This is a genomic window from Stenomitos frigidus ULC18 (assembly GCF_003003795.1).
GTDB classification, from domain to species: Bacteria; Cyanobacteriota; Cyanobacteriia; order Leptolyngbyales; family Leptolyngbyaceae; genus Stenomitos; species Stenomitos frigidus_A.
Map to the genome: position 1 here is coordinate 158734 of NZ_PVWK01000084.1, position 13038 is coordinate 171771.

The 13038-nt window shown below is 49.4% G+C and carries 15 protein-coding genes, 1 tRNA gene and 1 other annotated feature; of the genes, 8 read left to right on the top strand and 8 right to left on the bottom strand.

Translation table 11 applies throughout. The features are described from left to right. Positions 1-63: 63 nt before the first annotated feature. Complete coding sequence (locus C7B82_RS15875) at positions 64-684, top strand: cytochrome c oxidase subunit 3 (protein WP_106257260.1); 621 nt, start codon at positions 64-66, stop codon at positions 682-684. A gap of 105 nt (positions 685-789) precedes the next feature. On the opposite strand, the gene rplL is transcribed toward C7B82_RS15875, so the two are convergent. The 8 genes from rplL to rplS all read right to left on the bottom strand — a co-directional run bounded on the left by rplL (position 790) and on the right by rplS (position 5110). Then, positions 790-1179, bottom strand: a complete 390-nt coding sequence (rplL, locus tag C7B82_RS15880) for a 50S ribosomal protein L7/L12 (RefSeq protein WP_106257261.1) — start codon at positions 1177-1179, stop codon at positions 790-792. A gap of 97 nt (positions 1180-1276) precedes the next feature. Further along, entirely contained in the window at positions 1277-1810 is a 534-nt protein-coding gene (gene rplJ, locus C7B82_RS15885; protein WP_106257262.1) for a 50S ribosomal protein L10, read from the bottom strand. 64 nt (positions 1811-1874) lie between these two features. Next, positions 1875-2034 (bottom strand) — a sequence feature (ribosomal protein L10 leader region). Positions 2035-2141: 107 nt separating this feature from the next. Continuing rightward, positions 2142-2855: a 50S ribosomal protein L1 gene (gene rplA / locus C7B82_RS15890; RefSeq protein WP_106257263.1), complete on the bottom strand. Its 714-nt coding sequence runs from the start codon at positions 2853-2855 to the stop codon at positions 2142-2144. A 129-nt stretch (positions 2856-2984) separates the two neighbouring features. Further along, positions 2985-3410 carry a 50S ribosomal protein L11 gene (gene rplK / locus C7B82_RS15895; protein WP_106257264.1) on the bottom strand — a complete coding sequence of 142 codons (426 nt, stop codon included), beginning with the start codon at positions 3408-3410 and terminating at the stop codon, positions 2985-2987. An 8-nt stretch (positions 3411-3418) separates the two neighbouring features. Continuing rightward, positions 3419-4060 (bottom strand): transcription termination/antitermination protein NusG, encoded by a 642-nt coding sequence (nusG, locus tag C7B82_RS15900; RefSeq protein ID WP_106257265.1) that lies wholly within the window; start codon positions 4058-4060, stop codon positions 3419-3421. Beyond that, entirely contained in the window at positions 4057-4281 is a 225-nt protein-coding gene (gene secE / locus C7B82_RS15905) for a preprotein translocase subunit SecE (RefSeq protein WP_106257266.1), read from the bottom strand. The genes nusG and secE overlap by 4 nt, the downstream gene beginning before the upstream one ends. A 261-nt stretch (positions 4282-4542) precedes the next feature. Continuing rightward, positions 4543-4615: transfer RNA gene (locus C7B82_RS15910), tRNA-Trp, on the bottom strand. 129 nt (positions 4616-4744) lie between these two features. Continuing rightward, positions 4745-5110: a 50S ribosomal protein L19 gene (gene rplS, locus C7B82_RS15915; RefSeq protein WP_106257267.1), complete on the bottom strand. Its 366-nt coding sequence runs from the start codon at positions 5108-5110 to the stop codon at positions 4745-4747. Positions 5111-5479: 369 nt separating this feature from the next. Here rplS and cbiM point away from each other — a divergent pair, with 369 nt between their 5' ends. From cbiM to map, 7 genes are all read left to right on the top strand, one after another. Continuing rightward, a complete protein-coding gene (cbiM, locus tag C7B82_RS15920; protein WP_245939927.1) occupies positions 5480-6238 on the top strand; it encodes a cobalt transporter CbiM in 759 nt (252 codons plus the stop codon). A 52-nt stretch (positions 6239-6290) separates the two neighbouring features. Further along, positions 6291-6647 carry a PDGLE domain-containing protein gene (locus C7B82_RS15925; RefSeq protein ID WP_106257269.1) on the top strand — a complete coding sequence of 119 codons (357 nt, stop codon included), beginning with the start codon at positions 6291-6293 and terminating at the stop codon, positions 6645-6647. Between the two features lie 41 nt (positions 6648-6688). After that, the gene (cbiQ, locus tag C7B82_RS15930) at positions 6689-7471 is read left to right on the top strand and encodes a cobalt ECF transporter T component CbiQ (protein WP_106257270.1); all 783 of its coding nucleotides are present in this window, start codon (positions 6689-6691) and stop codon (positions 7469-7471) included. Between the two features lie 12 nt (positions 7472-7483). Then, a complete protein-coding gene (locus tag C7B82_RS15935; protein WP_106257271.1) occupies positions 7484-8254 on the top strand; it encodes an energy-coupling factor ABC transporter ATP-binding protein in 771 nt (256 codons plus the stop codon). A 231-nt stretch (positions 8255-8485) separates the two neighbouring features. Beyond that, the gene (locus C7B82_RS15940; protein WP_106257272.1) at positions 8486-11356 is read left to right on the top strand and encodes a M16 family metallopeptidase; all 2871 of its coding nucleotides are present in this window, start codon (positions 8486-8488) and stop codon (positions 11354-11356) included. 277 nt (positions 11357-11633) lie between these two features. Continuing rightward, complete coding sequence (locus C7B82_RS15945; RefSeq protein WP_245939928.1) at positions 11634-12005, top strand: sulfocyanin-like copper-binding protein; 372 nt, start codon at positions 11634-11636, stop codon at positions 12003-12005. 192 nt (positions 12006-12197) lie between these two features. Next, positions 12198-13022 (top strand): type I methionyl aminopeptidase, encoded by an 825-nt coding sequence (map, locus tag C7B82_RS15955; protein WP_106257275.1) that lies wholly within the window; start codon positions 12198-12200, stop codon positions 13020-13022. The last annotated feature ends 16 nt before the right edge of the window (positions 13023-13038 follow it).

Sequence of the window (13038 nt, forward strand, 5' to 3'; positions counted from 1 at the left end):
CCTTTAGTTTGGCTCACAGACTAATGGCTAACGGCTAGAAACTAAAACCCAATACCTTTTATCATGACAGGCTCCACCCTCGATTCCACTAAAACGGTTCTGAATCATCACCATACCGAGGTTGTCGCTCATCACGCTGAGCACCACGATTATCGGCTCTTCGGCATCACTATTTTTTTGATTGCAGAAGCGATGATCTTTTTGGGGCTTTTTACAGCCTATTTGACATTCCGTTCGGTTGCGCCAAGTTGGCCTCCTGAAGGGACCCCAAGGTTAGAGCTACTGCTGCCAGGACTCAACACGATTATTTTGATTTCTAGTAGTTTCGTCATCCACAATGCGGATACGGCGATTAAAAAGAATGACGTGAAGGGTTTGCAGAAGTGGTTCGCGCTCACAGCGGCGATGGGAGCAATCTTTTTAGCCGGTCAGCTTTATGAGTATTTCCATCTAGAGTTTGGACTGAAGACCAATTTATTTGCCAGTACGTTCTATGTTCTGACTGGCTTTCATGGACTACATGTGGCGTTTGGACTGGTTCTGATTTTGGCAGTGCTGTGGCGATCGCTCAGACAAGGACATTACAGCAACGAGAAACACTTTGGTGTCGAAGCAGCTGAAATTTACTGGCATTTTGTTGATGTTGTTTGGATTTTCCTCTTTTTATTGCTCTACATTCTTTGAGCGATCGAGATTAGAAGCCCTTAACTGAAAACAGAAAAAGGGGACGTTAGAACGTCCCCTTTTTGATGTGAAGTTTTAACTTCAAGGTCAAGTGATTGGCTTCGACTACTTGATCGAAACTTTAGCGCCAGCTTCTTCCAACTGCTTTTTAGCATCTTCAGCATCGCTCTTAGCAACGCCTTCTTTAACGGCCTTCGGTGCGGCTTCCACCAGATCTTTCGCTTCTTTCAGACCCAGACCAGTCAAAGTCCGTACGACTTTCAGAATCGAGATCTTCTTGTCAGCAGGAACTTCTTCTAGTACGAGATCAAATTCAGTCTGTTCTTCGGCTTCTTCAACTGGAGCAGCAGCACCAGGAGCCGCCATCATCATGCCGCCGACAGGAGCCGCTGCGCTAACGCCAAAGGCCTCCTCAATTTGCGTGACTAGTTCCGACGCTTCCAACAGCGTCAGTGTTTTTAACTTCTCCAAAATTTCATCGGTTGTTGCAGACATTGTGTCATCTCCTGAGTTGTTAGTTGTGGATTGTCAGTGATTGGCCGTTAGCGTTTAGTTTCTAGCATTGAACTAAAACTAACCATTAGAAGCGGGTTCAAGCGGCTTCTTTGTCCTTGTCGGCAACTGCCTGAATGGCGCGTGCCAACGACGTCGGCACTTGGTTGATTCCGACTGCCAATTTGGTTGCGACGCCGTTGATCGCTCCGGCGATTTGCGCAATAAGCTGTTCTTTCGATGGAAGGTCGGCGATCGCTTTAACATCGGCTTCAGTCAATGCACGCCCTTCCATGACGCCACCGCGAAGTTCTGTCTTCTTGGTTGCCTTCTGGAAATCTTGGTACGCTTTCAGCGCCCCGCCAACATCATCTTTGATGAGCAAAAACGCATTTGACTCTGACAGCAACGTTGTCATTGGTTCCCACGTTGCATCACCTTCGACGGCAATCCGCATCAGTGTATTTTTAGTCACTTTACAGGTTGCACCGGTTGGCAAAAGCCGCTTCCGCAAGTCTGTAATTTCTGCAACTGTTAGCCCCTGGTAATTAATCACCACGGCTAGCTGGGACGAGCTCAACGATTCTTTGAGCTCAGCGACAATTGCTTTTTTACCCTCGTATGTTCTACCCATGTGTCTCACCTCCTTTATCTGGGTGTTGGTGTCATTCAACGTTGCGTATCAGTCTTAAAAAACAAAGCCAGATCAAAAAACCCCGGTTAAAAAGCCGGGGTTGCGCCGTATCCTCATGTCATGTTGAACGGAGCAACATTGACATTAGAAAATACAAAACGAAAACCTAAGCAGGGAATTAAGCGTTAAGCACCTGCTGTCTCTGGCTTTGCTATTCAGTTGTTGACTGCAAATAGTAACGTCTAGTCAGCTTACTCTTGATTACTGTTTAACGGAGAGTCGACTGTTAATTAACCTCTAGTTTAACAACTAACAGTCAACAGCGAGAGCTTTATGCCGCGTCTCCAAATTTCAAGTCACGGAGCAAGCTGATATCAACTTCGATGGAAGGACCCATTGTAGACGCAACGTAAACGCTACGCCAGTAGCGACCCTTCGCACCAGAGGGTCGGTTCCGATCGATGGTTTCCTGCAATGCCTTCAAATTGACCAGCAAGTCTTCAGTCGGAAAAGCAGCTTTGCCAAACATCACGTGAACGATGCCTGTTTTGTCTGCTCGAAACTCTAATTTTCCTGCTTTAAATTCGGCGATCGCTTGGGGTAAATCAAAGGTAACTGTACCACCTTTAGGCGATGGCATCAAACCACGGGGACCCAAAAGCTTACCCAGCTTTGCCACCTGGGGCATCATGTCTGGCGTCGCAATCAACAGGTCAAAGTCAATCGCTCCTTTCTGAATCTCGGCAATGAGCTCTTCCGAGCCAGCCAAATCAGCGCCTGCATTGCTTGCCTCAGTGACTTTCTCACCACGAGCAATCACCGCAACGCGAACGGTTTGCCCTGTACCCTTTGGGAGAGCGACAGTTGTTCGCAGCTGTTGGTCAGCGTATTTTGGATCGATCCCCAAGCGGATGTGCGCTTCTGCTGACTCGGAGAATTTAGCCGTTGCCGTCTCTTTGAGCAGATTTAGCGCTTCCAGAGGTTCGTAAGCACGCTCCTCGACTTTCTTTTGAAGTTCTTGCAGTCTTCGAGATACTTTCGCCATTAAGATTCTCCTGGGGTACTAACGAAGCGTTGCCTCTCCCCCACTATTGGTTTACACGTTGGAACATTTTAGATGAGAGCAAACAAAGGTGGGATCTCAATTTGAGGTTCCAGGCTTTGCTACTTCAGACTATTCTTTGACAGTAACACCCATGTTACGGGCAGTACCTTCAACAATCCGCATTGCTGCTTCGATATCATTTGCATTGAGGTCAGGCAATTTAGCCTGAGCAATTTCCTGAAGTTGAGAGCGAGTGATGGAACCCACTTTCTTGCGATTTGCTTCGCCAGACCCACGCTCAATCCCGGCAGCCTTGGCAATTAGCTTTGACGCAGGAGGGGTCTTGAGAATAAACGTAAAACTGCGGTCTTCGTAAACTGAGATTTCAACCGGCACGACCATCCCTGCCTGATCAGCGGTTCTACCATTATATTCTTTGCAGAACATCATGATGTTGACCCCATGCTGACCCAACGCGGGACCAATTGGAGGTGCTGGGTTTGCTTTCCCAGCGGTGATTGCCAATTTAATGACTGCAACAACTTTCTTTGCCATTGACTCTACTAGCTCTCTTTCTGAATCTGATTAAACTCCAATTCCACTGGTGTGTCTCGCCCAAAGATGGAAAGCAGTGCTTTTAGCTTACTGCGTTCAGGACTAACCTCAATGACCTCACCTTCAAAGTCCTTAAAGGGACCAGAAAGCACCAGGATTTTGTCTCCAGGAGCCATATCGATCTTGACTACAGGTTCCTGCTCTTGAGCTTGCTTGAAAATACGCTCAACTTCAGCGTTACCCAATGGCAGGGGCTTCACATGCCCTCGTCCACGACCGTACCGCCGTTTCTGCTCAGCACCGACGAAATTGATCACATTGGGTGTGTTTTTGACAACCTGCCAGGTGTCATCATCCATGAGCATATTGACAAGCACGTAGCCGGGGAAGACTTTCTCTTCTGTATTTTGGCGACTGCCATCTTTACGTAGCTTGATCGCAGGGGTTTGAGGAATTTCGATCTGAAAGATGCGATTGGCAACATCCAACGTTTCGATGCGCTGCTCCAGGTTTGCTTTAACGCGTTTCTCGCAGCCAGAAGCAACCTGAACGGCATACCAACGACCACCTTGAGAGGGCGCTTCGTCAGAAGCATCATCAGTGTCGATTTGTGCCAAGTTTTGTTGAAATTCGTCTGCTGCAAAAGTCATCCAAACACCTGCTTGGCTCCCCAAGCGAAGAAATTGTCAATGAGATAAATTAGAGTTGCAGAAAGGATCACCATCAAGATGACAGCAATAGACTCGCTGATCAGCTGCTGGCGGCTAGGCCAAACAACCTTGTCAAGCTCGTCCTTTGTTTCTTGCAGAAATGCTGAAATCGCGAATCCTGATTTCGCTTCCTGCACCTCAACTTCGTCCTTTTTTGCCACGGCCTCTTCCTCTCTCTTACAGTGCAGGTTTGACCATACCACCTTACTTCCAACTAAGTCTGCGATTGCACCAGACTGGAAAGGCGGCAATCGTACCACTAATGTAACCCAGTTTAGCGACTGGTTCGCGCCAATGAAATTGCTCTACGTCGGAAGCCTCTCGGGAAGCTCTTATAGAGCAACATCGCAACGATTACTAGAATCACATAGAAATGTTGCCGATACTATCCCTTTTTGACGGCGATCATGCTACTGAATGAGCGCGCCCTGGAGGACTTGAACCCCCGACATCAGGTTTTGGAGACCTGCGTTCTACCAACTGAACTAAGAGCGCTCGTACTCAAGCTTTTGCATCAACACCTTTAGTCTATCAGTTCGGCTGTGCGTTCTTAGTTGCTAGCTGTTAAACAGTTGGTTGTGACATAAACTCGCTGCCAACAACTAACAACTAAGGGCTAGCAGCTTATTGAAGGGGTCGATCGAACCGCTGCTTGAGGCGAGTTGCCTTACCAATACGATCGCGGAGGTAGTAAAGCTTGGCACGGCGGACTTTAGCCCTACGTAGCACTTTGATGCTGTCGATGCGAGGAGAGTGAATCAGGAAGACCCGTTCTACGCCCACGCCCTGAAAGGTTTTGCGAACCGTGATGTTTTGATTGATACCGGCTCCGCGACGAGCGATGATAACCCCTTCATAGGGCTGTGTCCGCTCTTTGCCGCCTTCTTGAATGATGACGCCAACTTTAACGGTGTCGCCAATGTAGAGAGTCGGTAAATTTGACTTCATTTGCTCCGCTTCAATGGAGCGGATTATTTCTTGGGCGTGCATAGATTTGGTGAAAACTCACAGCCTACAATCATAGACCATAAGAATTGTTTAAGTCTAGAGGCCTGACCAAATTGGTCTGGTTACCGAAGCTGCACCAAACCAGACGCTGCTTTCTAGAATGGCTGGAATAAATTTTTGAGGTCTATAAAACGCTATAAAGGCGCTTTATGGCTAAATGATTGCTGCCGCCGCCTTATAAATCCCCCCGTGGAGGATTGAATTCTTAGCTGTGTTTGTTAGAGAGTAATTTATTAGATTACGTTGCCTGTGTGACGGACGGCGTCTGCTGACCAGGCTACTTTACTCTTTGCAGTGCTTCAGTAATCTTTGCGGTGCTTCAATTTTTCTACTAATTAAGAGGAGATTGTTTTGATTACAGTTGAGGCTGCTGTGCCTTATCTCTCATCTATCCAGCTGTGGCGATGGGTAATGCCTTCTCAGTTGGCAATGCACATTCCAGATGGGTTTCTTAGCTTGCCCATCAGCTTGATCACCTGGGTGGTGGCGATTGCCTTGATTGCGGTGTCGCTGAAGCGCGTGGAATCTGAATATAAGGATCGAACGGTGCCCTTGATGGGTGTTTGTGCTGCGTTCATTTTTGCTGCACAGATGATTAATTTTCCCATTCCAGGTGGAACGTCGGGTCATCTGTTGGGCGGTACGCTAGCAGGTGTTCTCTTGGGGCCGTGGGCAGGATCGCTCGTTATGGCGGTCGTGTTTATCGTGCAAGGGGCTTTGTTTCAGGATGGTGGGTTGACCGTTTTAGGGGCAAATGTTTTTAACATGGGGCTCATCGGCACTTTTGGCGGTTACTACCTGTATCGATCAATTCGCTTTGTGCTGGGACGCAATGCACTCAGAGGCACACTTATTGGTGTCGCGATCGCCGCCTGGGTGAGTGTCGTTTTCGCCTCTATGATTTGCGCGATCGAGCTCGCCTTATCTGGAACAGTGCCATTAGCAGTAGCTCTGACGGCGATGACCTCCTGGCATATCTTGATTGGCATTGGTGAGGCAATCATTTCTGTGACCACCATCAGTTTTATTTGGCGATCGCGTCCTGACCTACTCTACGATCCGCCACGCAAAACACGATCATTGGCCTCAGAACCGCTCGTACCGCGTTAATTGACCTGCTAGATATTGACCTGCTAGATGCTCACATTCAAAGATTGTCGCTATGAATAACCGTCTTTATCAGCAGCGCAATCGCGCTCTTATGGTTACTGGTCTGGGTATTGCGCTGCTGATTGCAATTTTTCTATCGCCGTTTGCAAGTAAATATCCAGACGGCTTGGATCGGGTGTCTGAAGATCTTAAGTTTGGCGAGAAAGAGTTGACAGACAAGCCTGCTCACAAACTGCCTTTTTACGCTATTTTTGACGAGTACGCTGTTAGAAATGTGCCTGAGCAGATTGCTACACCGCTTGCGGGTTTGGCAGGAACGTTGGTGACGTTTGGGCTTGCCTGGGGAGCGGGTAAGCTACTGGTACGTAGACCTGGTGTGCCCCCTGAAGATTCAGTTTCGGACAAATAATTTTCTACTGTTGGTGCTTTTTTACCTAAAGGATGGCATGGATGTTACTACACATTGGTGCCTTTCATCTTGATGTTGACAGTAAGCAGGCATCACCCTGGCACCACCTTGTTCCTAAGACTCGCGTTTTGTGTACGCTGCTCCTGCTGTTTGCGATCGCGCTGACGCCAAACGGTCGTTGGTGGACTTGGACAATCTATGCGATTGGTGTTGGGGCGATCGTCTTGTTAAGCCGCGCCACCCTATCAGTTTTGTTCAAACGGGTCGTGGTTGAATCAGTTTTTATCAGCGTTGTTTTGCTGGGCACTCTCTTTCGTGGCGGTGGCGTGGTGCTATGGCATTGGGGTTGGTTACAGATTACAACAGAGGGGCTCTGGGTTCTGGGTAGCGTGACGATTAAAGCGTTGCTCTCGCTCTTGCTAGCTAATGTTTTGGTCTTGACGACTTCTGTTCCAGAATTGCTCCACGCGCTAACTGTGTTGCGCATGCCACCGCTATTGGTGGCAATTTTGGCTTCAATGTATCGTTACATTGCTGTTTTGATCAGTGAGTTTCAATCGATGCAGCGAGCGGCACTGTCTCGCAATTTGATGGGTAGTCAGCACTGGCAGCGACTGGTCATTGGCAATATGTTTGGGTCGTTGTTTATCCGTACTCTTGAACGAGGCGAGCGCGTGCATCAAGCGATGTTATCTCGTGGCTATGAGGGCTTGCCGCCTGTAACGGTCTCGAAGTCTGGCAATCGGCGTGATGTTATTGCTTTAACCCTCACGGCTGTCTTAACGGTGCTTGGACAAGGTATTTATCTCTTTTCAATCGTTTAGTCTGCGGCCTTCATGCACCATAATCCCATTGATATTCGCAACCTGAACTATGAGTACCCTGACGGTACGCAGGCATTGAAAGCGATCAATCTCTCAATTAAGGCCACTGAACGAGTCGCTCTTGTAGGGGCAAATGGGTCTGGTAAATCGACGTTGCTGCTGCACTTTAATGGTCTTCTGATTCCCCAAACGGGATCGATCGTGGTCGGTGAATTAACAATGGAACCTCAAAATTTGAAAGCCATTCGTAACTTTGTCGGGCTGGTTTTTCAGAACCCAGATGATCAGTTGTTTATGCCAACGGTTTGGGAGGACGTGACGTTTGGGCCGCTCAATCAGGGTGTCAAGGGGCATGAGTTGGAACATCGTGCAGCAGCGGCAATGAAAGCTGTTTGCTTAGATCCAAGTCACTATGGACCTCGGAACGCTAATAACCTATCGGGTGGGGAGAAGAAGCGAGTGGCGATCGCGGGTGTGCTCGCGATGCAGCCCCAAGTACTGATCCTTGATGAACCCTCTGCTCAACTCGATCCCCGCTGTCGCCGCGAGTTAATTCATCTACTCGATAGCCTGCCTTTAACACAGCTGATTGCGACGCATGATTTAGATCTGGCGCTGGAGTTGTGCGATCGCACCGTTGTGCTCAGTGAAGGCAGTATTGTTTTTGATGGTCCTACCGAGCGTATTCTTGGTGACTCTCAGCTATTAGAAAGACATGCGTTGGAACTACCATTAAGCTATAGCCGTCCTTACTGCCAGCTTGATCACGCGCCAGCAGTTTAGATAAAGTGATTGGTTGTTAGTGGTCGGTGGCTGGACACAGAAGCGAGTTGCTTAGTGTTCGCTCACGAAAAAATGCTTATACACTAGGCCAACTGTCACTAGCAGCTTCTAGTGAGCCTTACATCGCTGTCACCTGACTGCAATGGCGGATGGATTAGATTGAGAGTAGGCAAGTTAGTCGCTTCGCTGCACTTGCTACCATAAGTTTTTCAGAGTATTGTCCGCACACTTATGCCTCTTCCTACACTCCTCCGTCGCTACGGTCTTCCTAGCCTGCTGTTTGGTCTTTGCTTCGGTCTAGTTTTGCTGTCGGGCATGCCTGTCATGAGTCAGACGGCGATCCCCAGCAATGTTGCTGCTCAAACCAAACTGACGCCGAAACCACAGCCAACCGCGAAACTGCCCTCGGACGCGTTGGCTGCCACTGTCCGCAAAACGGTCTTAGAGAATGGGTTGACTGTTTTGATTAAAGAAGTCAATACCGCTCCAGTCGTCACGGTACAGGTTTGGTATCGTGTTGGGTCACGCAATGAAACTCCTGGTATCAGTGGTATTGCTCACCAGTTAGAGCATTTGATGTTTAAGGGTACGAAGGAGCGTCCGATTCAGTTTGGGCGCTTTTTCAGTGCATTGGGTAGTGAATCCAACGCTTTTACGAGTTACGACGAAACTGCTTACTTCGGTACCGTTGAGCAAGATAAGTTGAAGGCACTGCTGGTGCTGGAAGCAGACCGGATGACCAATGCGCTGATTGACGAACAGCAGTTAAACAGTGAAAAACGAGTGGTGATTTCGGAACTGCAGGGGTATGAAAATAATCCCAGCTACCGCTTAGGACGATCGGTGATGAAGGCGGCCTTTCCGAATCTCCCCTACGGACTGCCTGTTGGTGGCACGAAGGCAGATGTCCAGAAGTTTACCGTGAAGCAAGTGCGAGACTACTACCGCAAGTTCTACAGGCCGGATAATGCAACGCTGGTCATTGTGGGTAGTTTTAAGACTGATCAAACCCTGGCAGCAGTGAAGGAAACGTTTGGCAAGGTACCTAAAGGCGCAGGGGCAGTACCTGGCTCGAAGCCATCAAAGCCATCGTTAGCCGCTAAACAGCCAGCAGCCCTACAACCAGCCGCCCCACAGCCAGCAGTCGGTGCAACCAAAAAACCGATCGTGTTAAAAGAGCCGGGCAGCGCTGCACTACTCAACGAAGTGTATCCCTTACCCCCGATTGGGAATCCTGATGTACCAGCGTTGCAGATTATGGACTACATCCTGACAGGGGGGCGTAGCTCACGCCTCTATCAGGCACTTGTGGAGTCTGGTTTAGCAAGCGATGCAGGTGGCTATGCCGCCAATCTCATTGGTGCTGGATGGTATGAATTTTCTGTGACGGCGGCTCCGGGCAAGGAACTATCGCAGATTGATACGGTGCTCCAGAAAACGCTTGCTGATCTACGCGACCAAAGTGTCACCCAAGAAGAATTGGATCGCGCCAAAACGCAGTTCAAAGCGTCGATCGCGCTGCGAAATCGGGATATCACCAGTCAGGCACAGCAGTTGGGTGATGATCAAACCTCTACAGGTGACTACCAATTTAGCGATCGTCTGCAAGCTGCGATCGCGACCGTCACACCTGCAGATGTCCAACGTGTAGCGAAAACCTACCTCACGCCTGCGAACCGTACGGTTGGTTTCTTTGAACCGACTCAACTAAACGGCAAACCAGGTACTAGCAGCAACTTCTCACAGACGGCGGAAAACTTCAGCCCCGGTGCGCCAGTTGACCCCGCAGAAGTAGCGAAATATCTGCCGAAAACGACGGCTAGCGACAAAAAAGGAACGCAAGCATTGCCCGAAAAGCTGAATTTAGCGAATGGACTGAGCGTGTTGCTGCTGCCCGATCGCAGTACGCCCACCCTTACTCTCAGCGGGTACGTCAAAGCGGGTACAGCCTTTGATAAAGCAGGCACGGCGGGATTGGCAAGCTTGACGGCTGCAAACTTGATGAATGGCACCAAGACAAACGATGCGCTGGCGATCGCCAAAAGGCTCGAAAACCGGGGCGCTAGTTTGAGTTTCAGCGCCAATCGAGAGGGTGTGGCGATCGGTGGTAATGCTCTGGCAGCCGATCTACCAACGCTGGTACGAGTGTTGGGCGCTGTCTTGCAGAACGCTAGTTTCCCAGACGACGAATTGGGACTGAGCCGTCAACGAGCACTGAGTAGCCTCAAGTTAGAACTCGACAATCCTGCTCGACTAGCGCGGCGTGTTTTCCAGCAGACCATCTATCCAGAAAATCATCCCTTCCACACCTTTCCGACCGAAGCCAGCCTGAAGCAGATTACTCGTGACAATGTAGTGCAGTTTTACCAGCAGCACTATCATCCCGATAGCACCGTGTTATCTCTGGTCGGTGATTTTGACTCCAGTCAGGTACGAGCGCTGCTGAACCAGGAACTTGGTTCCTGGCAAGACCCAACCCAAGACGCGACGCTTGCATTCCCAAAAGTGCCCTTGCCTCAAACAGTGACGCGCGTGAATCCTGTCTTGCCTGGTAAGACACAATCCATTACCTATATTGGCTACAACGGGATTGATCGCAAAGATCCTCGCTACTATGCAGCGCTTGTCATGAACCAAATTTTGGGTGGTGATACGCTGTCTAGTCGTTTAGGTACCGAAATTCGCGATCGCCAAGGGCTCACTTACGGCATTTATAGTACCTTTCAAGCAGGCATTACCTCTGGTCCTTTTCTCATCACGATGCAGACCGCTCCTGAGGATGCAGACAAAGCGATCGCCAGCACACTCAGCCTTTTGAAGCAATTCCGTGAAAAAGGCGTGACCGAAGTTGAAGTCACCGCTGCGAAACGATCGCTCACCAGCAGTTATCCAGTGGAGCTTGCCGATCCCGACAGCCTTGCCAGCACGATTTTGATGGATGCTGTGTACGGATTGGGTACCAATGAGATTCGCGAATACACCGACAAGCTCAATGCGGTCACTCTGGCACAAGTCAACCAGGCAATTCAGAGCCTGCTCTATGCTGACCGCGTTGTTGTCGTTACGGCTGGACCCGGCAAGGCAGCAGCATCTCAAAAGTAGGCAGCAGGTGAGGCATAGTGCCGTCTTACTAAATGCTTTAGACCGCCTATAGCTGCTGTAATAAGTTGCTCAGTCACCTTTTTACAGCAGCTATAGAATAAGAATACGTTCGACAAGTGATCGAATTTCTACAGCATAATTTGCTAGGTTAGAAATTAATTCGCTTCGCAAGCTGATGAGGCAATTCATACGTTATCTCTTAGGTCTATTCATTTTAGGGTGGCTTTTATGGAGCTTACCCGTCTTTGCTGTGCCGCTAACGCCCCCTATTGGGGATATGACAAAGCAGACAGCGATTGAAATTAATGTCAGTTTGGGGAGTGCCGCAAACGCATTAAAATTTATCCCTAACAGCCTAGAGTTTTCTCCTGGCAAGCGTTACAAGCTAGTGTTGAGCAATCCTAGCAGCCAGAAGCACTACTTCACCGCTAAAGACTTTGCCGATAGCATCTGGTCACAGAAAGTAGATGCGGGCAAGGTGGAAGTAAAGGGCGCCATTCACGAACTGGAGCTAAAACCCGGTGCTCAAGCCGAATGGGTCTTTGTTCCCATTAAACCAGGCACGTATCCCCTCCGTTGTGTGATTCCCGGCCACGCTGAGGCGGGAATGACGGGAACGCTCATTGTCCGATCGAACGTAGGGACATAGCCATGCTAGTCGCCCTATGGAACTGTCACGATCGCGCTATCTAGTGGAACTAAATCAGCACCAACTAGACTGACAATTTGAGTTACCTTAAAAGAGGTCAGCCACATAGACTTTGGTGCACTGACCGCAAACAACGCTTTATTTTCACCTCCTAATCCGATTCGTTTTGCCTGCACATTCTGTTGCGATCGCATGAATATTTTTAGCCAACTGCTCAACCAACCTGCTCTGCCCTCGCCCAACAAACAGCGCCGCGGCATTGAGCTCAAATCGCCTCGTGAAGTCGATATCATGCGAGAGGCTGCCCACATTGTTGCCACGGTGCTGAAAGAAATCTCAGAGCTGGTTGAACCTGGCATGACGACGGCTGATCTGGATGCTCATGCCGAAAAGCGTATTCGTGAAATGGGTGCCACTCCTAGCTTTAAGGGCTATCACGGCTTCCCCGCTTCGATTTGCTCGTCGATCAATAACGAAGTGGTACACGGCATTCCCAGTCGCAAGAAAGTAATTCGCACTGGCGATGTGCTGAAGGTCGATACAGGTGCTTACTACCAGGGCTTCCACGGCGATTCTTGCATCACCATTGCAGTGGGTGACGTTACTCCTGCTGCGGCAACTTTGATTCGTGTGGCTGAAGAGGCGCTTTACAAAGGCATTGAGCAGGTAAAAGCGGGGGCTCATTTGCTGGATCTGGCAGGCGCGATCGAAGATCATGTCAAGGCAAATGGCTTTACAGTTGTGGAAGATTTTACCGGGCACGGGGTCGGCCGCAATCTCCACGAAGAGCCTTCGGTGTTTAACTTCCGCACTCACAGCATGCCTAATGTCAAGTTGCGTGCAGGCATGACGTTAGCGATCGAACCGATTCTCAACGCTGGGTCACGCTTTACGCGCACCCTTGCCGATCGCTGGACAGCGGTAACGGTTGATAACTCCCTCTCTGCCCAATTTGAGCACACTGTTTTAGTGACCGACGACGGGTACGAGATTTTGACCGATCGCACACACGTTTAAGACCTGTGATGTGCAA

Bases quoted from the DNA above. Each gene is read 5' to 3' on its own strand.
- rplS (WP_106257267.1), bottom strand. From the start codon at position 5,110: ATGCACGCCCAAGAAATAATCCGCTCCATTGAAGCGGAGCAAATGAAG.
- C7B82_RS15875 (WP_106257260.1), top strand. From the start codon at position 64: ATGACAGGCTCCACCCTCGATTCCACTAAAACGGTTCTGAATCATCAC.
- C7B82_RS15935 (WP_106257271.1), top strand. From the start codon at position 7,484: ATGCACCATAATCCCATTGATATTCGCAACCTGAACTATGAGTACCCT.
- cbiQ (WP_106257270.1), top strand. From the start codon at position 6,689: ATGTTACTACACATTGGTGCCTTTCATCTTGATGTTGACAGTAAGCAG.
- rplA (WP_106257263.1), bottom strand. From the start codon at position 2,855: ATGGCGAAAGTATCTCGAAGACTGCAAGAACTTCAAAAGAAAGTCGAG.
- C7B82_RS15925 (WP_106257269.1), top strand. From the start codon at position 6,291: ATGAATAACCGTCTTTATCAGCAGCGCAATCGCGCTCTTATGGTTACT.
- nusG (WP_106257265.1), bottom strand. From the start codon at position 4,060: ATGACTTTTGCAGCAGACGAATTTCAACAAAACTTGGCACAAATCGAC.
- C7B82_RS15940 (WP_106257272.1), top strand. From the start codon at position 8,486: ATGCCTCTTCCTACACTCCTCCGTCGCTACGGTCTTCCTAGCCTGCTG.
- map (WP_106257275.1), top strand. From the start codon at position 12,198: ATGAATATTTTTAGCCAACTGCTCAACCAACCTGCTCTGCCCTCGCCC.
- rplL (WP_106257261.1), bottom strand. From the start codon at position 1,179: ATGTCTGCAACAACCGATGAAATTTTGGAGAAGTTAAAAACACTGACG.
- C7B82_RS15945 (WP_245939928.1), top strand. From the start codon at position 11,634: ATGACAAAGCAGACAGCGATTGAAATTAATGTCAGTTTGGGGAGTGCC.
- rplK (WP_106257264.1), bottom strand. From the start codon at position 3,410: ATGGCAAAGAAAGTTGTTGCAGTCATTAAATTGGCAATCACCGCTGGG.
- rplJ (WP_106257262.1), bottom strand. From the start codon at position 1,810: ATGGGTAGAACATACGAGGGTAAAAAAGCAATTGTCGCTGAGCTCAAA.